Source organism: Parazoarcus communis SWub3 = DSM 12120, from assembly GCF_003226565.1.
In the GTDB taxonomy this organism is placed as follows: domain Bacteria; phylum Pseudomonadota; class Gammaproteobacteria; order Burkholderiales; family Rhodocyclaceae; genus Parazoarcus; species Parazoarcus communis.
Genome location: NZ_QKOE01000002.1, coordinates 48,730 through 70,125, shown reverse-complemented (window position 1 = coordinate 70,125; position 21,396 = coordinate 48,730). Strand labels below are relative to the sequence as shown.

Below are 21,396 nucleotides of genomic sequence, written 5' to 3'. Positions count from 1 at the left end.
AAAAAAGCCGCACCAGTGAGTGCGGCTTTTTTTACCACGCTGTCCAGACTGGGCAGCTGGCGGGGCAGGATCAGTCCATGCGGAACTGGTCGTGGCAAGCCTTACAGGTCTTGCCAACTTCTCCGAAAGCGACCTTGACGGCCGCTGCGTCGCCAGTGGCGGCGGCCTTGGCCAGTTCGGTGGTGGCTGCATTGAAGTTGGTGGCGAGCTTGCCGACTTCAGGCATGTTCTGGAACAGTTCAGGCTTCACGCGGGTCTTCTGGTCGCCAATCGACTTGTCGGTACCCGGACCATACAGTGCGCCCATGCCGGAGTTGGCAATGGCGGCGATCGCGTTGGCAGCGGCAGTGACCTGGGCGGCATCATAGCTGCCATCGAGGTTGGCCTTGATCTTGCCCATGTTCCAGCTCATGAAGCTGTAACCGGCCTTGCGGAACTTGATCTGGTCTTCCGGTTTGACCTGGGCGGAAGCTGCAGTGGCAAGGGAGAAGGCAAGAATGCCGAGCGTGGCGCGAGCGAAGGATTTTTTCATGTTTGGCCTCTAGTAGGATGGATCGACGGATTCACATACGGAAAATCTGAATCCCGCACTGCGACAATCGATCGGATCTTTTGGTTCAACGAGTTTATCGTCATTGAATGATATTCCCTTTGCGTGACAACTCAAATTACCTTCGATGCGCTGATCCGGATCGACGAATAATCGGCTAAAGCTTTGGCGGAAGTTGGCCGTAGTCCCTGAGTACAATGGAAGAGATGACACCCCTCAGGGTGTCGTATCGAGGAGTGAGTCATGGGTCGGTTGTCCGACACACCAATCTGGGTACGTCTGACCGGGGCGATCTGGCTGATGCTGATCCTTGCCTGGGGCAGCATGATTGCCTGGGAGACCAAGGTGAATCGCGATACCGCGATTGACCAGGCCAAGGATTTCGCCAGTACGGTCAATGAGATGACGATGGCTGGGCTGACGGGAATGATGATTACCGGTACGGTCGATCAGCGCGATGTGTTTCTCGACCAGATCAAGGAGTTGTCGTCGGTTCGCGATCTCAAGGTGGTCCGTGGCGAGGCGGTAAGCAAGGTGTATGGGCCCGGATCGGCCAGTGAGCAAATGCTCGATGAGACCGAACGCAAGGTACTGGCGAATGGACAGCCCTTCATCGAGGTTCAGCGTGATGAGCGCTACGGCGATCATTTGCGGGTGGTGATTCCGTCACCGGCTGCCCGGAATTACCTGGGCAAGGATTGCACGCTCTGCCATCAGGTGCCGGAAGGAACGCCCCTGGGCGTCGTCAGCATGCGGATCTCGCTCGACAAGGTCAATGCCGCAGTCAGTGCATTCCGTAACCAGAGCATCCTGTTTGCACTGCTGGTGTCCTTGCCACTGATCGGTTTTGTCTATCTTTTCATCCGTCGTTTCGTGACCCGGCCCTTGTCGCACCTGACCGACAGCCTGTCGGAGATTGCTGCAGGAGGGGGGGATCTGACCCGTCGTCTGGAGGCGGAGGGCAAGGATGAGATCGGCAGGACCGCCGATACCTTCAATCGCATGCTCGCGACCATTGGTGGCCTGGTGCGTCAGGTCAGCACATCGGCCGATGCGGTGACCGGCTCGGCACGAAATCTGGTTCAGGGTGCGTCGCGGCTGGCAGAGAGTTCGCACCGGCAGAATGACAGTTCGGTGCGTGCGGCCGAGTCGGTGGATGAGCTCAATGCCGGAATTTCGCGCATTGCGAGCAATACCGAATCCGTCCGGGCACGGTCGCGCGAGAGTCTGGCGCGCTCGCAGGAGGGACAGCGCAGTCTGGAGCAGTTGATCGGTGAGGTTTCGCACGTCGAGCAGGCGGTCAGGCATATGGCGGAATCGGTCGGTGCCTTTGTCGATTCGACCCGGTCGATCACCAACATGACGAAAGAGGTTCGTGAGATCGCCGAACAGACCAACCTGCTTGCGCTCAATGCCGCGATCGAGGCGGCGCGCGCGGGCGAGCAGGGGCGCGGTTTTGCGGTGGTGGCGGATGAAGTCCGCAAGCTGGCGGAAAAGTCGGCACGATCAGCTGGCGAGATCGACTCGATCACCCAGGAGATCAGCCGGCAGTCGACCTCGGTGCAGGATTCGATTGCACGCGGGCTGGATCATCTGAGTTCCAGCCGTCGGGCAGCCGACGTGGTGTCGGATGTGCTGGTTGCTGCCAACTCTTCGGTGACGGAAGTGGGTGAAGGCCTGGATCTGATCGCTGGCGCAACAGGCGACCAGCATCGTGCCAGCGAGTCGGTGACCGCCAGTATCGACGCGATTGCCGGCATGGCGCGGGAAAACAATGCGGCGATCGAGAATACGGTGGAGGCGGCTCGCGAATTGGAGCAGCTTGCTGCCCGACTGCAGGATCTGGTGTCGCGTTTCAGGGTGTGAAGGTGTTTGCCGGCCAGGTGTCGGCAAGTTCCACCCGATTACGACCACATGACTTGGCGCGATAGAGTGCCGCATCCGCAGCAATGAACAGTTCGCGGGCACTGTCGCCGTGGTCAGGGAATACCGCGATGCCGAAACTGGCGGTGACCTTGCCCAGCGCGGGCAGGGTGTCCCAGGTTTTGGACTCGAGCAGGGTGCGCAGCCCTTCGACACGCTGCTGAAGTTGTTCCAGCGTGGTGTCGACACAGATCAGCATGAACTCTTCACCGCCCCAGCGGAACAGGTAGTCTGCGCTGCGGACGTGCTGATTGAATAGTTCGGCGACGCCGGCGAGGACCTGATCGCCGCACAGGTGACCGTGGACGTCATTGATCGACTTGAAGTTGTCGAGGTCGAACAGGCAGATGCCCAGCGGTAGTTGCAGGCGTCGACACAGGCTGATCTGGGTTTCGAGGATGATCTCGCTCTCCCGCCGGTTCAACAAGCCGGTCAGGCTGTCGTGCGAGGCCAGGCGCTGCAGTCGGAGTTCGAGGTTCTTGCGGTCGGTGACGTTATGCACCATGCCGACCATGCGCAAGGGGCGTCCATCCGGATCGCGTTCGCAGATGCGGCCGCGATCATGAACCCATAGATAGTGGCCATTGCGGTTGCGCAGGCGGTATTCGGCTTCGAAACGCTCGCGCCGGCCGGCGAGGTGGTCATCGATGACGGATCGGACCCAGACCACGTCGTCCGGATGGATGTTGTCGGCCCAGCTCGACAGATGGGGGGCTAGCTCTTCGGGGCCGTAGCCCAGCATGCGTTTGAGTTGTGGGCTGAAGAACACCGATCCGCTGATGATGTCCCAATCCCAAAGCCCGTCGCTGGCTTCATTCAGTGCAAAGCGCAACTGTGCATCGCGTGCGCTGAGTTCGCGTTCCAGCTGGGTACGGGTGGTGATGTCGCGGGCAACCGACAGGAAGTAATCACGACCGTCGAACTCGAAGCAGCTGGTATAGACCTCGACCGGCAGTTCCCAGCCCTGGCGGTGGCGGTGGCGACCGATGAAGACATAAGGCGAGCGCGCGCGGATCTCGATCGCGATGCTGCGCCATTGCTCCGGCCCGATGACGTCTTTCTGCAGGCTGAGTACCGAGTGGTCGAGCAGGTCGCTTGCCTGGTCGTAGCCCAGATCGGACCAAGCGGCTCGATTGCAATAGACGATGCGGGAAGTGTCGGGGTCGATCAGGAACACACTGTCGGGCAGTGCGTCGAAGACGGTTTCGAGCAACGCGGTCGGGCTGTGGGCCAGGGTGTCCGAGAACGGCATCAGTGATCGCCTGAGTGTTTGAGAGTCATGCATGACTCCCCAAACCCGACATCATAAACCCTCTGTGTAACAAGGAGAATCCGGAAAGGCGAGCAGCGTCGCCACTGACCATGTTGTACCGGCCATGAACATGGCACCCGTCGGATGATATGCATGCCCACATGCCGATCCGACGGGTGCCATCGAGTACTTACTCGATCCGGACGGGAACGAAGATTCGCGCTTCGCCGCGCTGGATCAGTAATGCGAAGCGATTGCCGGCGCGTTCGATCTGCTGGCGGAACTGTTCCAGTGATCCGACGGGCTGGTTGTTGATCGCCAGGATCACATCGCCACGGCGCAAGCCCGCACGTGCAGCCGGTCCACTTGCGCCTTCGACGACGATACCGTTGCTCACGCCAAGTTGGGACGCTTCCTGGCTGGTGAGCATGCGCGCGTTGAGGCCAAGTTTGCCGCCTGCAGGTTCGCCGCCGCTGCGGCGGGCCGTGGTGGTGGGTTCGGGGGTCAGTTCGTCCAGTGTTGCGGTGACTTCGCGGGCCTTGCCGTCTCGCCAGATTTCGAGTCTGACGCGGTTGCCGGGGCGCTTTTCACCGATGATGCGCGGCAGGTCGGCAGAATCGACCACACGGGTGCCATCTACGGTCAGGACGACATCACCGGCTTTCAGACCGGCCTTGTCGGCCGCACTGCCCGGTTCGACGCTGGCAACGAGGGCGCCACGTGCATCGCTCAGGCCAAAGGTCTGGGCAAGTTCCTTGTCGACGCCCTGGATGGCGATGCCGAGCCGACCGCGCTGGACCCTGCCGTGGGTGACGAGCTGGTCCTTGACCGTCATCGCGACGTCGATCGGGATGGCAAAGGAAATGCCCATGAATCCACCAGACCGTGAGTAGATCTGTGAATTGATGCCGACCACCTCACCCGCCAGGTTGAACAGCGGGCCGCCGGAGTTGCCCGGGTTGATGGCGACGTCGGTCTGGATGAAGGGGACATAGTTTTCGTCAGGCAGCCGGCGCGCCTTTGCCGAGATGATGCCGGCGGTGACCGTGTTGTCGAAGCCGAAGGGTGAGCCCATTGCAACGACCCATTCGCCTACCCGCGCGCGGTCGGCATTGCCAATCTTGACCGTCGGCAGGTTGCTGGCTTCGATCTTGAGTACGGCAACGTCAGTACGCTTGTCGGTGCCCACCACCCTGGCCTTGAATTCGCGCTTGTCGATCAGGCGGACGGTGACCTCTGCGCCACTGTCGCCGACAACGTGGGCATTGGTCAGCACGTAGCCGTCGGAACTGACGATGAAACCCGAGCCGATCCCGCGGTTGATGCGGGGGGTGCCTCCGGGTTGTCCCGGCATGTCGGGCATGGGTACACCGAAGCGACGCAGGAAGTCGTAGAACGGATCGTTGCCGAATGGGTTGTCTGTCATGCCCACCTGGCGCTCTTCCACTACGCTGATGTTGACCACTGCCGGGCCAACTTGCTCGACCAGATCGCCAAAGTCGGGCAGGCCGTAGCGATTGGGGCTGACCATCGACGTCGCCGCGCTACCTTGAGTGACCTGTGCGTGAGCCGGAGTGATCAGGCCGCTGCCGGAAATGGCGGCGGTCAGGGCAAGAATCAGGGTGCTTGCAGCCAGAGTGTTTCGCATGAGCAGTCCTTTCAGTCAAAGACGATCGACCGGGTGTTGACGCCAGAATCGGTGTCCTGTTCCCGGGAGCTTGCAGGCAACATGAGGGCCATCGGTTCCGGAATCAAGCCCATGGGCTATTCAGAAGGTCGTCCGCATCGAGATCCAGACCTGGGGTTCCATCGGATTGGCTGCCTTGTTACCCGCATATTGCGGCAGGGTTTCGGCTGGACGATGGATCAGTTCCTGGTGCTTGCCCAGCAGATTGATGCCGGTCAGCCGGACTTCGACCGGCTGTCGTCCAAACAGCAGCCTGCGCGATACGCTCCAGTCCAGCGTAGTGTATGCCTTCATGCTAAGGGATTCGCCTTCGGTGTAACCGGTACCCGCATCCGACGGACCCATGCGAAACAGGCTGAGCATGGATTGCCAGGGGCCGATCTGCTGCAACCAGCTCAGGCTCGCAACATAGGGCGCAACGCTGCCGGTGACTGCTGCGTCCGAGCTGCGGGCCCTGATCATGCTGTGGTTGAGGATCAGCTCACCGTTCTGCCATGGGCGTGTCCGTAGCTGGTATTCGAGACCGGTCAGCCTGACAGTTCCTCTGGCATTGTCCCAGCGGGTGCTCCCCAGCAGGTTCTGGAACAGGTAGGTCGTATCGATGCCGGGAACCACCGGGAAATAGGTGTCGAGCGTGTTGTCGAGCGCAAACGAAGTCGGCCGCCGGACGATGAAGTCCTTGACGCGTTCATGGAACACACGCACATCGACGCTTCCCTGGGCGCGCGGCAGCAGCCCCAGGAAGCCGATCTCGACGGCGTCAATACGTTGTGGCCGAAGGTCGGGGTTGCCTTGATGGCGGATCTGCAGCTCACCCTGGGTGGCATGAACGATACGGACATCGGCATGGCGTTCGAACAGCGAGGGCTGGCGCCAGCCGGCGGAGTAACCGGCCCGCCAGGTGAGATCCGGTGAGGGCTGCCAGTTCAGGAAGACACGTGGCGCGATACGGGCGCGGTCGTCTTCGATGTACTCGAGCATGGTGCCGGCATTGAGCAGCCAGTTGGGTGAAAAACGCCACTCGGCATTGCCGAACATGCGCCATTCCTGCTGACTGTAGGCTTCTCCCGAGTAGAACAGCGAGTCGGCCTCCAGCCAGTCCTGGCGCCATTCCACACCCCACAGCAGGTGCAGGTTCTCGGAGCTGCGCAGACGGTGCTGAAGTTCGATGTTGTTGCGGCGGCTGTCGCGATTGTTATCGACATCGATGATCAGGGCTGGAACCGAGCGCAGCATGGCAATGAGCGCGGGGGCACTGCCCAGGCTGCCTTCCAGGTTGGCATGCGAGTTTACCTGCCAGGGATCGCGAGTGCGCTCGTGGTTGGTGAACCACGACAGGGACCATTCTTCCTGGTCTGAAGGGGTGTGGCGCCAGCGCAGATGCAGATGGCTGTCCTGATGCCTGGCGTCGCGCGTTGCACTGCCATCGAAAAGCACACCCTCGAAGCCCTGACCACGTCGCCCCTGGGTGTGTCCACCAATGATGGAGAGTTCGTCCGTGTCGCTGAGCCGGAGGTCGCCGCGAAGGTTCAGTACGTTGATCCTGCGGTTGTCCTTGACTGCGCTGATGCCTTCGTCCTGTTGGTGAGAGGCGCTGATACGGATACCGAGCGGGCCGCTCTGGCTGATCATGCGTGCGCTGGCGTCGGCAATGCCGCGGCTGCCCAGATTGACATTGACGGTGCTGCCGGTTTCGGTCGCGGTGTGCCGGGTCAGGATATTGACCACGCCGAGGAACGCGTTTGCGCCGTAAGTTGCCGAATTGGTTCCGCGCACGATTTCGATGCGCTCGATGTCTTCCGGTCGGACGGGAAGCGCACCCCAGTCGGCGCCGCCGAAGAAGTAGGGACTGTATACCGATCGCCCATCGACCAGAACCTGCATCTGGTTGGGATAATCACCGCCCAGCCCATGATAGGTGACCCACTGGTCGTGTCCCCGCTCCTGGGCCACCTGCATCCCCGGTACCAGGCGGAACAGCCGCCCCAGATCGCGATACCCGGTGGCGGCGATCATGTCAGCATCGATGACGCTGACCGCAGCCGGCGTATCCTGCAGCGTCTGTGGCAGGCGCGAGGGGGTCAGCACGACCGGCAAGGCCTCGAAGAAGCTGCGTTCGCTGGCTTCTTCATGCGCCGACACGGTTGCAGCAAAGCCTGCGAGAAGGCATCCTGCAACTCGGCGGGAAATGAGACGGACCGGCATGCTGGCTTGGCGGGATAATGATCTTGGAGTGCTGGATTATATCCTTCAGCCAAACGCGAATTCATTATCGATGCAAGATTGATTTGGCGGCTGCCACCGGACACGTTTCAAGCCTGACGCTGCATCCTCGATAGACTGGTATGCCTGATGACTCTGACCGATCTGCGTTACCTCGTTGCCCTGGCCCATGAACGCCACTTTGGCCGTGCGGCCGAAAAGTGCCATGTCTCCCAGCCCACCTTGTCGGTGGCGATCAAGAAGGTGGAGGAGGAACTGGGCATCCAGTTGTTCGAGCGCAGTGCGTCCGAGGTCAAGATCACCGAAACCGGCCGCCGCATCGTTGCCCAGGCCGAGAAGGTGCTGGTCGAGGCCGGCCAGATCCACGAGATTGCCGCGGCCGGCAAGGATCCGCTGGCCGGCCCCTTGCGTGTCGGCGTGATCTACACCATCGGTCCCTACCTGCTGCCGCGGCTGATCCCGCGAGTGCATCAGCTGGCGCCGCGCATGCCGCTGATCATTCAGGAAAACTACACCACCCGGCTGGCCGAGGCGCTCAAGCGTGGCGAACTCGACGTCATCATCATCAGCCTGCCGTTCGAAGAAGCCGGCATCGTCACCCAGCCGGTTTACGACGAACCGTTCCGCGTGCTGCTGCCGGCCTCGCATCCGTGGACTGCGGACAAGGAAATCGATCCGGTCCACCTGGCGGACGATCAATTGCTGCTGCTCGGATCCGGCAACTGCTTCCGTGACCAGGTGCTGGAGGTGTGTCCGCACTGTCGCAATGTCGGTGGCTTGCAACGCACGCTGGAAGGCAGCTCGCTCGAGACCATCCGCCATATGGTGGCGACCGGGTTGGGGGTGACCGTTCTGCCCAGCTCCGCCGCGGACGAGATGGGAACGCAGAATCCGCTGGTGGCGGTGCGTCCGTTCTCGCAGCCGGAACCCTCGCGCCGGGTTGCGCTGGCTTGGCGGGTCACCTACCCGCGCAGTGGTGCGATCGACATCCTGCGTACGGCGGTCTTCGAGAGCGAGCTGCCCGGCGTTCGCCCTGTAGGTCGTTTGCCCGCTTTCGAGTTGGGCTGAGCCTGCTCACATAGGGTTTTTCCATATGGTGAATAGGGCTATTGAATTGGATAGGATGAATCGGTTGGCTTAGCATTCGATCATGGCGGCACGGTATCCGTGCCGGACTGAGAGAACCACGCGACAAGGAGAACAGTATGGAAATCGATATCGGCATCAACAAGGACGATCGCGCTGCCATCGCCAACGGGCTGTCCCGCCTGCTCGCCGACAGCTACACGCTGTACCTGACCACGCACAACTTTCACTGGAACGTGACCGGCCCGATGTTCAACACCCTGCACCTGATGTTCGAGGCGCAGTACAACGAACTCGCACTGGCGGTGGACCTGATCGCCGAGCGTATCCGTGCGCTGGGCTTCCCGGCACCGGGCACCTACAAGGAGTTCCAGAAGCTCACCAGCATGAGCGAGCCGGAAGGCGTGCCGAGCGCAACCGACATGATCAAGCTGCTGGTGCAAGGTCAGGAAGCCGTGGTGCGCACCGCACGCAGCGTGGCCCCGCTGGCTGACAAGGTCAGTGATGAACCGACCCTGGATCTGCTGACCCAGCGCATGCAGGTGCATGAAAAGAATGCGTGGATGCTGCGCAGCCTGCTCGAAAGCTGATTCGTCCGGCTATTGGCACAATGCTAAGGCCCTGCGGGGCCTTTTTGCATTGTGTGCCAACGGGTTCATTGCTGAACCGGGCATTGCGGTATCGTCGTCGTCCACAACTTTCAACATCGATCATGGCCACCGAGACTTTCCCCGCCTATCGTGTGCTTGACGCGGGTGATGCCGCCCTGACGATCGAGTTCGGCAATGCCATCGATCCGGCACTACTGGCCCGGGTAGATGCCCTGGACCGGGCGATCCAGGCGCTGAGCGTGGCAGGCGCCCTGCCCGGTCTGATCGAGACCATGCCTACCTTCCGTTCGCTGACGGTGTTTTTCGACCCCTTGGTGACCGGTCGCCAGGCGCTGCTGTCGGTGTTGCGGCCGGTGTTGGCGGCATCTGCCGAACCTGCACCCGACATTCAGCAACGGTGCTGGCGTCTGCCAGTCTGTTACGAAGGCGATGCCGGGCCAGACCTGGCAGAGACGGCGGCGGCAATCGGCGTGTCGGAGGACGAGGTGGTGGCCTTGCACAGTGGCGCCGAGTATTGCGTCTACATGATGGGCTTTCTCCCCGGATTTCCTTTCATGGGGGATCTGCCGGACCTGCTGCGTCTGCCACGACGGGCACAACCTCGCGTGCGGGTCCCGGCCGGTAGCGTCGCGATTGCGACCGGGCTGACTGCAATCTACCCATGGGAAAGCCCGGGCGGCTGGCACCTGCTCGGGCGCTGTCCGGTCAGCCTGTTCGACGTCCGGCGTCGCGCGCCCGCCTTGCTGGCCGCTGGTGATCGTGTGTGCTTCGAGCCGGTGTCGATCAGCGAGTACCTCAGGCTTGATGCCGCGTGCGCGGCAGGTGACATCGATCCTGCGCAATGGCTGATACGGGTCGCGGAGGATGGGCAATGAATGCAGCGCGGATCGAGGTTCTGGCGCCAGGGGCGTATGCGTCGGTGCAGGATCGCGGGCGGCGTGGCTTTCGCCGCATTGGTGTGCCCTGGGCGGGGGTACTCGATCCGAGACTGATGCGTATCGCCAATGCGCTGGTTGGCAACCCTGAAACCCATGCCGTGATCGAGTGTTTCGATGGTGGCCTGGTCTTGCTTGCTCACGGCGGGCCCATCCGGGTGGCGGTTGCGGGCGACGCGGTGGTCGAACTGGAAGTGGCAGGTGAGCGTCGCCCCTTGCCGCCATGGCGATCCACCATGCTGGCTGATGGTGATCAGTTGCGGATTCGCAAGCTGCTTGCTGGCGGGCGGATTGCGGTGGTGGCGATCGAAGGCCTGGCCTTGCCTGAGACCCTGGGCAGCGTGTCAACCTATGCCCGCGCGGTGTTGGGTGGCGTTGACGGGCGGGCGCTGGCTGCGGGCATGCAGTTGCCGGTCGTGAGTCATGGCGAGGGTGTGGACCGGGTCCTGAGGCATGTGCCCTTAACCGATCCGTCGCCGATCCGCGTGGTGCTGGGACCGCAGGCCGACCATTTCAGCGCAGCGGCGCTGCATACCTTGATCAGCGCCGATTACCGTATCAGTACCGAGGCCGACCGTATGGGCATCCGCCTGGAAGGTCCGGCACTGGAACACGCAGGCACCCGAGAAATTGTGTCGGATGCCACCGTGCCCGGCTCCATCCAGGTGCCGGGCAATGGACAGCCCATTGTGCTGCTGGCCGACGCCCAGACTGCCGGCGGTTATCCGAAGATCGCTACCGTGATCAGTGCCGACCTACCGCGTCTGGCGGCTTGCCGGCCGGGTCAGATACTGCGTTTTGCACGTGTTGCTGCGTTTGAAGCAGAGGAGTCTGCCCGCCGCGCCGAGGCCGAGACTCGTGCGCTGATCGATGCCATCCGCCCCTTGCTACCGGATGGCATCGATCTTGACACCCTGTACAGTGTCAACCTGGTGGGTGGCGTGGTGCACGCCCTGTCGCCCGAACACCGGCCGCAGTGGTGGCCTGTTGACTGAATGGGTGCAAGGGAGAACTCGATGAAGCGGATCAACCTCAACGCCGATCTCGGCGAATCCTTCGGCGCCTGGACCATGGGCGAGGATGCGGCGCTGTTGCAGGTGATCTGTTCAGCCAACATTGCATGCGGCTTTCATGCTGGCGATCCGCTGGTGATGCGGCAGACGGTGCACACCGCGCTTGCCGCCGGTGTGAGTCTGGGCGCGCATCCGGCCTATCCCGACCTGCAGGGCTTTGGCCGGCGTCCGATGAAGCTGGCGGCGGCCGAGCTGGAGGCGATGATTCTTTATCAGGTCGGTGCGCTGGCAGGCATTGCGGCGGCCGAGGGGGGCAGGCTGACCCATGTGAAGCCGCACGGCGCACTCAGCAATCAGGCCTGTGAGGACGCTGATCTGGCCTGGACGGTCGTGCGTGCGGTGCGCGCCTTCGACCGTGACCTGATCCTGCTGGCACCGGTGTTGTCCGAACTGTACCGCGCTGCGGAGGCTGCCGACTTGCCGGTAGCGGGTGAGATCTTTGCCGACCGTGCCTATACCGATACCGGCATGCTGGTGCCACGCAAGCAGCCGGGTGCGGTGATCCATGACCCGGATGCGCTGGTCGATCATGTGCTGCGCATGCTTGATGCGGGTGGTGTGGTGTCGCAATCCGGCAAGGTGCTGTCGGCGACCATGGACAGCATCTGTGTGCATGGTGACACCCCCGGCGCGGTCGACAGTGCGCGCCGACTGCGTCACGCGCTCGAGACGGCAGGCTGGCAACTGGCTGGGTTGACTGCGGTGGTGGCGGGCCGCGCTTGAGCGATCCTGTCCCGGCACACAGGTGCCGGGATGCTGCGGCTGCATGACAAATTGGTACCGAAGCGAGTCTGTTGGGTTGGCGGCAACCGATTGCGATGATGTTGCCGCCATGCTGATGGTGTATCAACGTCCCGGAACACAGCGTTGAGGGTGGATTCCTCCAGTCCCGGCCTGAGCGGGCGCGCCTTGGGTACGCAGCGTCCATACCGTGGCCCACAGCAGCGCGCCGGCCCCCAGCCAGTAGGTGTCGCTCATGCTGCCGCCCTGCTCCAGCCACATCCGTGCCAGCCACGGACCGGTCAGCTGGGCGCAGCCGTATAGCGTGATCAGCGCGGCGGAGATGCGTGGGCCCTGGTGGGGGTGCAGCGCGCGGGCCAGGCGCTGGGTCAGCAGCACGCTGCCGAGAAAGGTCGAGCCTACCAGCAAGGCGCAGGCGAACACCCCGATCTCGCCCGGCCACAACAGCGGGCCGGCTACGCCCAGACCCTGCACCACATAGTTCAGCACCAGCGCATTGCGGTCACCCATGCGGCTACCAAGCTTGTTCCATAGCCAGGCGGCACCCAGTGTGGACAGCGCCAGGATCAACCATGCACCGTTCAGCAGCCAGTGCCCGGCTTCCAGCTGTTCGCGTGCGACCACCGGCAGGAAGGTGGTGGGCAGGATGTAGCCCAGTCCCGCGCCGGCGTAGGCGAGAAAGACCGGCAGGCTGGCGCGGTCAAGCAAGCGGCCAGTCGGGCTGGCTGCAGGGGGCACACTGCCGGCAGCGGGACGGTCGAGATGGCTCAGTTGGTGCGCGCTCCATAGTGCCAGCGGCACTGCGGCAAGTGCCATCGGCCACCAGCGTGCGGCGCCCTGCAGCCATTCGGCCGGAAAGCTGGCAAGCCCGTTGGACAGCAGCAGGCCGGCGCCAACGCCGAAATACATCAGTCCACTCATCGCTGCCAGGCCGTGACGCGCCAGCCACTCCAGCACCAGTGCCGGGGCCTGCACGAACACCACGCCGTTGCTGATGCCGTTGATCAGACGCAGAGCAAGGAACAGGTCCGGTTGGGTGACGAAGCCCTGGGCAACGGTGCACAAGGCATTGACGATCAGTGCGGCGGGCAGGATGCGGCGGATCTGGTCGGGCTGGTGCAGGCGGATCGCCAGCATGGCGCCGAGCAGGTAGCCGACATAGTTCCAGGTGGCGAAGGCAGCGGCTGCATCCAGCCCCATGAATCCGTCGCTGACCAGCATCGGCAGCAGCGGCGTGTAGGCAAAGCGCCCCAGGCCATGGACCACGACGAGCGCCACGGCAGCGGCAAGCAGCGGAATCCACAGACGGTTGGGTGGATTGGGGGCGTTGATGGAAGACATGGGGGGACTCCTGATGGGAAGCGGTGCGGCGACGCCCGATGATGTGTGGTATAGCGGGATGAGGTGCACTCTAAGGGCGGGAATGTATTCCTTGTTAGTGAAAAGTAGTAATCTTCAATTTCACTTTAAGAGAAAGGTGGCGCCGTGCTCGCACCCTCCCGCTTCAATCCGCAGTTGTTGCGCTATTTCAGTGCGGTGGTGACACATGGCAGCCTCAGTGCGGCTGCGCGTCATCTGCACTGCGTGCCGTCCAATGTCTCGGCGCGGCTGCGCCAGCTCGAGGAGCAGCTCGGTAGCGTACTGCTTGAGCGCAACGGGCCGCAGTTCACCCTGACCGCGGCTGGCGAGCGTCTGTTGCCGCATGCGCGCCAGCTCGACGTGCTGTGCTCGGCGGCGTGGCAGAGCGTGCACCTGGATACCTTGCAGGGGCGGCTGCGACTGGGGTCGATGGAAACCACCGCGGCCATGCGCCTGCCCGTCGTGCTGGCACGGTTCCACCGCCATGCGCCACGGGTGGCGATGGAGCTGGAGACGGGTTCCAGCGCGGTACTGATCGAGCGGGTGCTGGGCCACGACCTGGATGCCGCACTTGTCGCCGGTCCGCTGGAACACCCGCGCCTGATTGCCGATGAGGTCTGGCGAGAGGAGTTGCGATTGGTGCTGCCGGCCGACATGCGCCTGCCACGTCGCGGTGACGAGGTCGGCCTGATCGTGTTTCCGGAGGGCTGCCACTACCGTGCCCGCTTGCTCAGCTGGGCGCAGGAGAGTGGTCTGACGGTGACCGGCCTGCAGAGCTACGCCTCGGTCGAGGCCATCATCGGCTGTGTGGCGGCCGGGCTGGGGGTGGGGGTGTTGCCGGCCAGCCTGCTGGCGGCGCATCCGCGTGGTGATCAGGTGCTCAGCCATCCGTTGCCGGTGCATCTGGCGTCGTCGCCAACCATGCTGATCCGGCGGCGCCAGGCCGAAGCCCATCCAGCGCTCGATGCCTGGGTGGAGGTGCTGCTGGGTGAACATGGGGTTGTGGAAGATCCGGGCTCACACAAACACGCGGCCTGAGTCAGAATGTTGCGGTGCGTCATTCCTGCTCGACACATTCATCGACCCGTTTACGGAAAACAACATGAAGCTCAAACCCCAGCACATCCAGCCGGTGATCATGGCCGGCATCATGGCCTTTCTGATGACCGGATTCATCACCTGGCTCAACCTCGGCCTGCCCTCCAACTTCATCGCCTTGTGGGCACGCGCCTTCATCATCGCCTGGCCGCTTGCGGCCATGGCGGCCTATATCGCGATTCCGATCGCACAGAAGGCGACCCGCAAGATACTGACCGCGCTGTACGGTACTGCCTGAGCCGGCTGGGTGCGCTTTCGCCGCAGTCGGGTCAGAATGCGCGGGTGATCGAAACCGTGCCGTGGCAGGCACCCGGAGAGCTGTCTCGATGAGTGCAAGTCGTGTGCTGTTGCTGACCGTGGTGGCGATGCTCGCCTTTGCCGCCAATTCCCTGTTGTGCCGCATTGCCCTGCGCGAAACCGGCATCGATGCGGCCAGTTTCACGACCTTGCGGATCGCGTCCGGTGCCCTGGTGTTGTGGTTGATCGTCCGGGCGCGGCGGGGGGATATCGGCCGGCAGGGCAGTTGGGGATCTGCGGCGGCCTTGTTCGTCTATGCCGCCGCCTTCTCGTATGCCTATCTGTCGCTGCCGGCGGCGGTCGGGGCCTTGTTGTTGTTCGGTGCGGTGCAGGCGACGATGATCGGCTATGGGTTGGTACGGGGGGAGCGCTTCAGTGGCCGGCAGACGGTGGGTCTGGTGCTGGCCGCTGGCGGCCTGCTTGGCCTGCTGTTGCCTGGTGTGTCCGCGCCGCCTTTGCAGGGTGCGGTGCTGATGATTGTGGCGGGCGTGGCCTGGGGCCTGTATTCGCTGCGCGGCCGGCGCGGTGGCGATCCGACTGCGAGTACGGCGGGCAATTTTGTTCGTGCCCTGCCTTTTGCGCTGGTGCTCAGTCTGTCAATGCTGCCGCATGCCAGTCTGGCGGCCGATGGTGTGCTGTATGCGCTTGCGTCCGGTGCGTTTGCATCCGGTCTGGGCTACGCGATCTGGTATGCCGCCCTGCCCGGCTTGCGCGCCACTCAGGCGGCGACCGTGCAGTTGAGCGTGCCGGTGATTGCCGCGTTTGGCGGTGCGCTGTTCCTCGGCGAGGCCATCACCCTGCGTCTGGTGCTGGCCTCGGTGGCGGTACTGGGTGGGATTGCGCTGGTGATCGGGCTGCGGCGGTCGGGATCCTGATGGGCGTACTGGTGGTATCCGAACCCGCCCGTATTGTGGCCATGGTCGGTCGTTCGAAACCCGGAGTTCCATCATGAAGATCGTCATTGCCCCCGATTCGTACAAGGAGAGCCTGAGCGCGCTGGAGGTTGCCCGCGCGATTGAGGCGGGTTTCCGTGCGGTGCTGCCACAGGCCGACTACGTCTGCATTCCGGTCGCTGACGGGGGCGAAGGCACGGTGGAGGCGATGGTGGCCGCAACGGGCGGCCGCCGTGTGCCCGTGACCGTCAGCGGACCGCTGGGGACACCGGTCGAAGCGTTCTACGGCATGACCGGAGATGGTCGTACGGTCATCATCGAGATGGCGGCGGCCAGTGGCTTGATGTGGGTTCCGGTCGCAGCACGTAATCCGCTGCTGACCAGTTCGCGTGGTACGGGTGAGTTGATCCGGGCTGCGCTGGATGCGGGTGTCCGCCACCTGATCCTCGGCATTGGCGGCAGTGCCACCAATGATGCGGGTGCGGGCATGCTGCAGGCGCTGGGTGTCCGCCTGCTTGATGCGGAGGGGCGCGATCTGGCACCGGGTGGTGGCGCGCTGGCCGGACTGGCGCGCATCGACTGCACCGGACTGGATGCGCGTCTGGCGGCTTGCCGGATCGAGGTGGCCTGCGATGTCGACAACCCGCTGATCGGTGTGCGTGGAGCATCGGCGGTGTTCGGTCCGCAAAAAGGGGCGACGCCGGACATGGTCAGCCGTCTGGATGCCAGCCTGGCGCATTTTGCCGATATCGTCGAACGTGATCTCGGTGTTGCGGTGGCCACGGTGGCGGGTGCCGGCGCTGCGGGGGGCATGGGTGCGGCGATGCTGGCCTTCTTTGGCGCGTCGCTCCGCCCCGGGGTGGATATTGTGACCGCTGCGCTTGGGCTGGAGGCTCAACTGATCGATGCCGATCTGGTGATCACCGGCGAAGGACGTATCGACAGTCAGACCCTGCGTGGCAAGACGCCGATCGGGGTCGCACGGTTGGCCAGGCGCTATGGCAAGCCGGTGATTGCCATTGCTGGCAGTGTCGGTGCTGACGCCGATGCGCTATACGAGCATGGTATCGATGCAGTGTTCGGCACGGTGCCAGGCCCGTGTTCACTGGAGCAGGCGCTGGCGGATGCGGCGGTCAATGTCGAGCGTACTGCGCGGAACATCGCGGCGATGCTGCGGATGGGGCCGCCGAGATGACGGTGTGCGATCCACGGCCGGACGATCGCGGGGGTTCGACCGGTGACGAGGGGCAAGGTGGGGCCACTGTGCAGCGCAATCCGCAGTTTTCCGGGTTCATCCGGCTGCCGGGCAGGTGCATCATGTATGCCTCAAGCGGTGCAGGCGCATGGCCGGCCGCATACCGTTTCAAGCTCAACCCCGGGCGTGGCATGTACTGGCACGGGGACATCTTCAATGCCATCTGGCGGCAGGCGCCTGAATCGGCACGCACGGTGCGCTGCACCCCTCCGCCAGGTCGTCACCTGAACCGGATCGGACGGCAAGCCGGGCAGGCGGATTGGGGCTGACGCGGGGCGACCCGATCGGACACGAAACTTGGACATCATCTTTGGCATCATCCTGCCGGTATTCGGTACGCTCGGGCTGGGCTATGTCGCCGCCCGTTTCGGTGCTTTCGACGAGGCGGCCAACCGTGGCCTGTCGCTGTTCGTATTCAATTTCGCACTGCCCCTGATGCTGTTCCGCGCCATCGCCCAGGCCGAACTGCCGGATGCGATGCCGTGGGGCTATCTGCTGTCCTACTACATCGGTGCCTTTGTCGTGTTCGGTCTGGCGATGCTGGCCGGACGCATGATGTTTGCGCGCCGTCTCGACGAGCAGGGGGTGATCGGACTGGGGGCGGCTTTCTCCAATACCGGCATGCTGGGCATTCCGCTGGTGATGACAGCCTACGGTCCTTCGGCCGCCCTGCCCCTGTTCGTGATGATCGCCTGCCACAGCCTGCTGTTGCTGCCACCCACCACGGCCTTGATCGAAGCCGCACAAGGCGGCAAGCGGCCGACCCGCGAGTTGCTCGTCAACCTTTCGAAAAGCATCCTGGCCACGCCGATCATCTGGGGTCTGTCCGCAGGCCTGGTGTTTGCCTTGTCCAGCATCGAGATACCCGGGCCGCTCGATGTCGTGGTCAAGGGTCTGGGCAGCGCGGCGACGCCGTGTGCCCTGTTTGCACTTGGCGCCTCGCTGACGCGTTACAGCCTGGCCGGCAACCTGCGCGAGCCCATGGTATTGGTGGCGCTGAAGACGGTGATTCATCCGCTGCTGGTCTGGATGCTGGCAGCGCATGTGTTCGAGGTACCGCAGTTGTGGGTGATGACTGCGGTTTTGCTGGCGGCGCTGCCTGCCGGGATTACGCCCTATCTGTTTGCGCAGCGCTACGGCGTCTGTCAGCAGGCGGTGGCCTCGTCGGTCTTTCTGTCCACACTGCTTTCGGTGCTGACCTTGTCGGTCTTGCTCTTCCTGTTGCGCGCCTAGGAGGCTGTCGGGCTTGAGGCCGATCTGCTTCGCCAGTGGGAGAAACGGTCCATATCCGCCCGTTTTTTCGTTGCATGGAATGACTATGCGCCTCAAAAACGGCCAAATCTGTCCTCGTTTTCCTCCTCGGCTCGCTACGATCGCTCAAGCCCGACAGCCTCCTCGGAGGCGGCCGGTCCTTTCCCCTTTTTCCTTGCCTCACCTCAGGTCATGACCGCATTCCTTGAAGTCCTGTCGTTTTCGTTTTCGGTCACCGGACCGATCTTCGTGCTGTTGGCGCTGGGGGTGCTGTTGCGGCGAACCGGCATGTTGACCGACGGCTTCATCGATGCCGGATCGCGGCTGGTATTCACCATTGCCCTGCCGGTGCTGCTGTTCATGAGCATCGCGAAGACGCAGATCGGAGATTCGGTCAATCTGGGCATGATTGCTTACGGGTTGGTGGCGACGCTGGTCATCTACCTGTTGCTCGAGTGGGGCGCGAAGCACTGTGTGCAACCCGCGCAGGATCGTGGAGTCGTGGTTCAGGGCGGATTTCGGTCCAACTTTGGGGTGGTGGGTCTGGCGTATTGCCTGAACGCCTATGGGGATGAGGGCCTGGCAGTGGTGTCGCTGTACCTCGGTCTGGTGACGATTCTGGTGAATGTGCTGGCGGTCGTCACCCTGAGCCGTTCTTTGCACCGCCGTCAGGGGGCTGGCAAGATTGCACGCGGCATTGCCACCAATCCGCTGATCATTGGTATCCTGCTGGCCTTGCCGGTGTCATGGTTGCAGCTTCCGCTGCCTGAGGTGTTGTGGCAGTCCGGGCGTTATGTGGCCGACATGACGCTGCCACTGGCCCTGTTGTGTACCGGCGCGGCGCTCAACTTCCGCAGTCTGCGTTCGGAGATCGGCAATACCGTACTCGCAAGTCTGAGCAAGCTGGTGCTGGTGCCGGTGCTGCTCGGCGTGGGGGGTATTGCGCTGGGTTTTCGCGGTACCGAACTGGGTGTGCTGTTCCTGATGGCATCGGCGCCATCGGCAGCGGCAGGCTATGTGATGGTGCGGGCGATGGGGGGGAATGCGAGCCTGGCGGCCAACATCATTGCGCTTACTACATTGGGGTCCATCCTGACCACCAGTGCGGGTGTGATGGTGCTGCGATGGCTGGGTGTCATCTGAGACAACGTCGAGCCAGTGTTATATCTTTCGTCCGAGTCATTCGACACGCTGGAACGATGCCAGCGAGTGTAATAATCTGCCGCTTCCTGTCCGTACCGGTGCGGACACTGCCTGTCTGATTTCATATCTATAACGTAATGGAGACCCGCGATCCGTGGTCGCTGTGCTGTTTCAGCCCTTCAGGCGTTGTGCCAGTCGGCCACTCTGTGTGATCAGGGTGCTGGCAGCACTCGCCTGTCTGGTGACGCTCACGGTGATGTGGCTGGAGTCGGTTAACTCCGTTCAGCACAATGAACAGGCTGCGATGGAACGCATCCGCAGTCAGGCTGGCGTTCGGGTCAGGGCTGCAGCCGATACCCTGCAGGCGTCGATCGATCGGTTCGACTACGCATTGCGGGCAGTCAGGGCGGCGGCGGCCGATCAGCCGGAGATGCTGGCCAAGCACGGCCGCATCGTCATCGAGGCCTTGCCTTCAGCGCTGGTCCTGCAGCTTTTTCATATCGATGCGGATGGCTACCTCAGTTATTCGTCGCTTGGCCCTGCGCCACGCAACTTTCTGGGTGATCGCGATTATTTTCGCCGTCTTGCAGCAAGCGAATCCGATCCGCTGGTGGTCAGCAATCCGGTGCTTGGGCGGCTGACCGGCAAGTGGAGCATCCAGTTTGCGCGGGGTGTCAGGCACGACGGTGTGTTTGCCGGGGTGGTGTCGATCGCAATCTCGGCCGATGAATGGATGACGCAGTTGCGGCGTTATGAGGTGGGGCCGCACGACACACTGACCCTGCTTTCGAGCGACGGACACTACCTGTTGCGCTCACTGGGCAGTTCGAGCTACTTCGGCAAACGCGTTCCGGAAGATCGCCCCTTTCTGCTTGAGCCCAATGTGCTGGAAGGAGACTATGTGGCGTCCGGTGCCATCGATGGTGTGACCCGACTGTACTCCTGGCGGCGCCTGCCCTCCGGCTTGATCATGGCCGCGGGGATTGCAATCGGGGACGAGATGTTGCCGACAGTCAACATCAATCATGGGATCCTGTTGCGTACCGGTATTTCCACCGTGCTCATCCTGCTTGCCACTTGTGTGTTGCTATACGCTTTGTGGCGTTACGAACAGGTGGTGCGTGCGCTTGAGGTTCGCAACCAGCACCACCGCAGTGTGCTCGACAACATTGGCGAAGGCGTCATGGTGGTGGACGCCGACGATCGCATCGTAGGCATCAATCCTGCCGTGTCGGTGCTGACCGGATACTCGGAGGCAGAGCTGCTTGGCCAGCGCTGCGACGTGCTGTCGCCCGCATTCGAAGGTGCCCGGAAACTGGCCGAGATCATTCACGAAAAGGGTGGCAGCCGGTGGGTGGAGGATTTTGACGGGCTGCGCAAGAACGGTAATGCCTATACGGGCCGCGTGCTATTGACCGTGATGCAGCCCACATTGCCTGACGAAGCGGCGCATCGGGTGGTGGTGCTGTCCGATGTCACCGAACTGCGGCGCAAGGCAGACGAGGTGTGGCGCCAGGCCAACTTCGATGCCTTGACCGGGCTGGCCAACCGCTCACTGATGATCGACCGTCTCGAGCGCATGATCACCCACGCCCGCCGACAGGCCGAAGAGGTGGTGGTGCTGTTTGTCGATCTCGACCGGTTCAAGCCGGTCAACGATCTCCATGGTCACGAGGTGGGCGACCTGGTGCTGTGCGAAGTGGCTCGTCGGCTGGAAACGATGTTCCGCGACGAGGACACCGTCGCCCGCCTGGGTGGCGACGAGTTCGTCGTGCTGCTGACCGGCGGCGACACCCGAACTACGCCCGAATCGGCGGCGGCGCGGGTGGTCGAGAGTCTGTCGGCGCCGTACGAGCTCGCTTCCCTGCGGATCGAGATCTCCTGTTGCGTGGGGATTGCCCGCTTCCCGGTCGATGGCGACTCGGCCAGCACGCTCATTCATGCGGCAGACATGGCGATGTACCGGGCCAAGGACGCGGGACGCTCGACCTGGAGCGTGTAGCGGGTGATCTGTCGCGG

The 21,396-nt window shown here is 63.0% G+C and carries 19 protein-coding genes; 14 read left to right on the top strand and 5 right to left on the bottom strand.

Annotated elements, in window-relative coordinates; all coding sequences use genetic code 11:
• Positions 1-70: 70 nt before the first annotated feature.
• Positions 71-532 carry a c-type cytochrome gene (locus tag DNK49_RS03985; RefSeq protein ID WP_110523044.1) on the bottom strand — a complete coding sequence of 154 codons (462 nt, stop codon included), beginning with the start codon at positions 530-532 and terminating at the stop codon, positions 71-73.
• Positions 533-793: 261 nt separating this feature from the next.
• Here DNK49_RS03985 and DNK49_RS03980 point away from each other — a divergent pair, with 261 nt between their 5' ends.
• Positions 794-2,416: a methyl-accepting chemotaxis protein gene (locus tag DNK49_RS03980; protein WP_110523043.1), complete on the top strand. Its 1,623-nt coding sequence runs from the start codon at positions 794-796 to the stop codon at positions 2,414-2,416.
• Here DNK49_RS03980 and DNK49_RS03975 read toward each other — a convergent pair.
• The 3 genes from DNK49_RS03975 to DNK49_RS03965 all read right to left on the bottom strand — a co-directional run bounded on the left by DNK49_RS03975 (position 2,406) and on the right by DNK49_RS03965 (position 7,554).
• Positions 2,406-3,725, bottom strand: a complete 1,320-nt coding sequence (locus DNK49_RS03975) for a sensor domain-containing diguanylate cyclase (protein ID WP_110523042.1) — start codon at positions 3,723-3,725, stop codon at positions 2,406-2,408. The two genes, DNK49_RS03980 and DNK49_RS03975, sit on opposite strands and share 11 nt — an antisense overlap.
• Positions 3,726-3,915: 190 nt before the next feature.
• Positions 3,916-5,373, bottom strand: a complete 1,458-nt coding sequence (locus DNK49_RS03970; protein WP_110523041.1) for a DegQ family serine endoprotease — start codon at positions 5,371-5,373, stop codon at positions 3,916-3,918.
• Between the two features lie 120 nt (positions 5,374-5,493).
• On the bottom strand, positions 5,494-7,554 hold the full coding sequence (locus DNK49_RS03965) for a TonB-dependent receptor plug domain-containing protein (RefSeq protein WP_110523040.1): 2,061 nt from the start codon (positions 7,552-7,554) through the stop codon (positions 5,494-5,496).
• A 210-nt stretch (positions 7,555-7,764) separates the two neighbouring features.
• On the opposite strand from DNK49_RS03965, the gene DNK49_RS03960 reads away from it, so the two are divergent.
• The 5 genes from DNK49_RS03960 to DNK49_RS03940 all read left to right on the top strand — a co-directional run bounded on the left by DNK49_RS03960 (position 7,765) and on the right by DNK49_RS03940 (position 12,063).
• Entirely contained in the window at positions 7,765-8,703 is a 939-nt protein-coding gene (locus DNK49_RS03960; protein ID WP_110523039.1) for a hydrogen peroxide-inducible genes activator, read from the top strand.
• A 137-nt stretch (positions 8,704-8,840) separates the two neighbouring features.
• Positions 8,841-9,311 carry a Dps family protein gene (locus DNK49_RS03955; protein ID WP_110523038.1) on the top strand — a complete coding sequence of 157 codons (471 nt, stop codon included), beginning with the start codon at positions 8,841-8,843 and terminating at the stop codon, positions 9,309-9,311.
• 122 nt (positions 9,312-9,433) lie between these two features.
• Positions 9,434-10,207 carry a 5-oxoprolinase subunit PxpB gene (pxpB, locus tag DNK49_RS03950; RefSeq protein ID WP_110523037.1) on the top strand — a complete coding sequence of 258 codons (774 nt, stop codon included), beginning with the start codon at positions 9,434-9,436 and terminating at the stop codon, positions 10,205-10,207.
• The gene (locus DNK49_RS03945; RefSeq protein WP_110523036.1) at positions 10,204-11,262 is read left to right on the top strand and encodes a 5-oxoprolinase subunit C family protein; all 1,059 of its coding nucleotides are present in this window, start codon (positions 10,204-10,206) and stop codon (positions 11,260-11,262) included. Before pxpB ends, DNK49_RS03945 begins: the two co-directional genes overlap by 4 nt.
• A 21-nt stretch (positions 11,263-11,283) precedes the next feature.
• Positions 11,284-12,063 (top strand): LamB/YcsF family protein, encoded by a 780-nt coding sequence (locus DNK49_RS03940; RefSeq protein WP_110523035.1) that lies wholly within the window; start codon positions 11,284-11,286, stop codon positions 12,061-12,063.
• 123 nt (positions 12,064-12,186) lie between these two features.
• Here the strand turns inward: DNK49_RS03940 and DNK49_RS03935 are convergent, their stop codons facing one another.
• Entirely contained in the window at positions 12,187-13,422 is a 1,236-nt protein-coding gene (locus DNK49_RS03935; protein WP_110523034.1) for a YbfB/YjiJ family MFS transporter, read from the bottom strand.
• Between the two features lie 144 nt (positions 13,423-13,566).
• Between DNK49_RS03935 and DNK49_RS03930 the strand changes: the two genes are divergently transcribed.
• The 8 genes from DNK49_RS03930 (at position 13,567) to DNK49_RS03895 (ending at position 21,379) form a co-directional block, all read left to right on the top strand.
• Positions 13,567-14,478, top strand: a complete 912-nt coding sequence (locus DNK49_RS03930) for a LysR substrate-binding domain-containing protein (RefSeq protein ID WP_110523033.1) — start codon at positions 13,567-13,569, stop codon at positions 14,476-14,478.
• A 64-nt stretch (positions 14,479-14,542) separates the two neighbouring features.
• On the top strand, positions 14,543-14,776 hold the full coding sequence (locus DNK49_RS03925; RefSeq protein WP_110523032.1) for a DUF2798 domain-containing protein: 234 nt from the start codon (positions 14,543-14,545) through the stop codon (positions 14,774-14,776).
• Positions 14,777-14,864: 88 nt separating this feature from the next.
• A complete protein-coding gene (locus tag DNK49_RS03920; RefSeq protein WP_110523031.1) occupies positions 14,865-15,710 on the top strand; it encodes a DMT family transporter in 846 nt (281 codons plus the stop codon).
• Between the two features lie 73 nt (positions 15,711-15,783).
• On the top strand, positions 15,784-16,923 hold the full coding sequence (locus DNK49_RS03915; RefSeq protein ID WP_110523030.1) for a glycerate kinase: 1,140 nt from the start codon (positions 15,784-15,786) through the stop codon (positions 16,921-16,923).
• Between the two features lie 122 nt (positions 16,924-17,045).
• Positions 17,046-17,252, top strand: a complete 207-nt coding sequence (locus DNK49_RS23895; protein ID WP_133255081.1) for a hypothetical protein — start codon at positions 17,046-17,048, stop codon at positions 17,250-17,252.
• A 28-nt stretch (positions 17,253-17,280) separates the two neighbouring features.
• Positions 17,281-18,216 carry an AEC family transporter gene (locus DNK49_RS03905; RefSeq protein WP_110523028.1) on the top strand — a complete coding sequence of 312 codons (936 nt, stop codon included), beginning with the start codon at positions 17,281-17,283 and terminating at the stop codon, positions 18,214-18,216.
• A gap of 210 nt (positions 18,217-18,426) precedes the next feature.
• Positions 18,427-19,377 carry an AEC family transporter gene (locus DNK49_RS03900; RefSeq protein WP_110523027.1) on the top strand — a complete coding sequence of 317 codons (951 nt, stop codon included), beginning with the start codon at positions 18,427-18,429 and terminating at the stop codon, positions 19,375-19,377.
• 154 nt (positions 19,378-19,531) lie between these two features.
• Positions 19,532-21,379 carry a sensor domain-containing diguanylate cyclase gene (locus DNK49_RS03895; RefSeq protein ID WP_110523026.1) on the top strand — a complete coding sequence of 616 codons (1,848 nt, stop codon included), beginning with the start codon at positions 19,532-19,534 and terminating at the stop codon, positions 21,377-21,379.
• Positions 21,380-21,396: the final 17 nt, after the last annotated feature.

Coding starts and splice junctions, on each gene's coding strand:
- DNK49_RS03920 (WP_110523031.1), top strand. CDS start 14,865: ATGAGTGCAAGTCGTGTGCTGTTGCTGACCGTGGTGGCGATGCTCGCC.
- DNK49_RS03975 (WP_110523042.1), bottom strand. CDS start 3,725: ATGCCGTTCTCGGACACCCTGGCCCACAGCCCGACCGCGTTGCTCGAA.
- DNK49_RS03985 (WP_110523044.1), bottom strand. CDS start 532: ATGAAAAAATCCTTCGCTCGCGCCACGCTCGGCATTCTTGCCTTCTCC.
- DNK49_RS03915 (WP_110523030.1), top strand. CDS start 15,784: ATGAAGATCGTCATTGCCCCCGATTCGTACAAGGAGAGCCTGAGCGCG.
- DNK49_RS23895 (WP_133255081.1), top strand. CDS start 17,046: ATGTATGCCTCAAGCGGTGCAGGCGCATGGCCGGCCGCATACCGTTTC.
- DNK49_RS03935 (WP_110523034.1), bottom strand. CDS start 13,422: ATGTCTTCCATCAACGCCCCCAATCCACCCAACCGTCTGTGGATTCCG.
- DNK49_RS03970 (WP_110523041.1), bottom strand. CDS start 5,373: ATGCGAAACACTCTGGCTGCAAGCACCCTGATTCTTGCCCTGACCGCC.
- DNK49_RS03900 (WP_110523027.1), top strand. CDS start 18,427: ATGACCGCATTCCTTGAAGTCCTGTCGTTTTCGTTTTCGGTCACCGGA.
- DNK49_RS03955 (WP_110523038.1), top strand. CDS start 8,841: ATGGAAATCGATATCGGCATCAACAAGGACGATCGCGCTGCCATCGCC.
- pxpB (WP_110523037.1), top strand. CDS start 9,434: ATGGCCACCGAGACTTTCCCCGCCTATCGTGTGCTTGACGCGGGTGAT.
- DNK49_RS03960 (WP_110523039.1), top strand. CDS start 7,765: ATGACTCTGACCGATCTGCGTTACCTCGTTGCCCTGGCCCATGAACGC.
- DNK49_RS03945 (WP_110523036.1), top strand. CDS start 10,204: ATGAATGCAGCGCGGATCGAGGTTCTGGCGCCAGGGGCGTATGCGTCG.
- DNK49_RS03925 (WP_110523032.1), top strand. CDS start 14,543: ATGAAGCTCAAACCCCAGCACATCCAGCCGGTGATCATGGCCGGCATC.
- DNK49_RS03940 (WP_110523035.1), top strand. CDS start 11,284: ATGAAGCGGATCAACCTCAACGCCGATCTCGGCGAATCCTTCGGCGCC.
- DNK49_RS03980 (WP_110523043.1), top strand. CDS start 794: ATGGGTCGGTTGTCCGACACACCAATCTGGGTACGTCTGACCGGGGCG.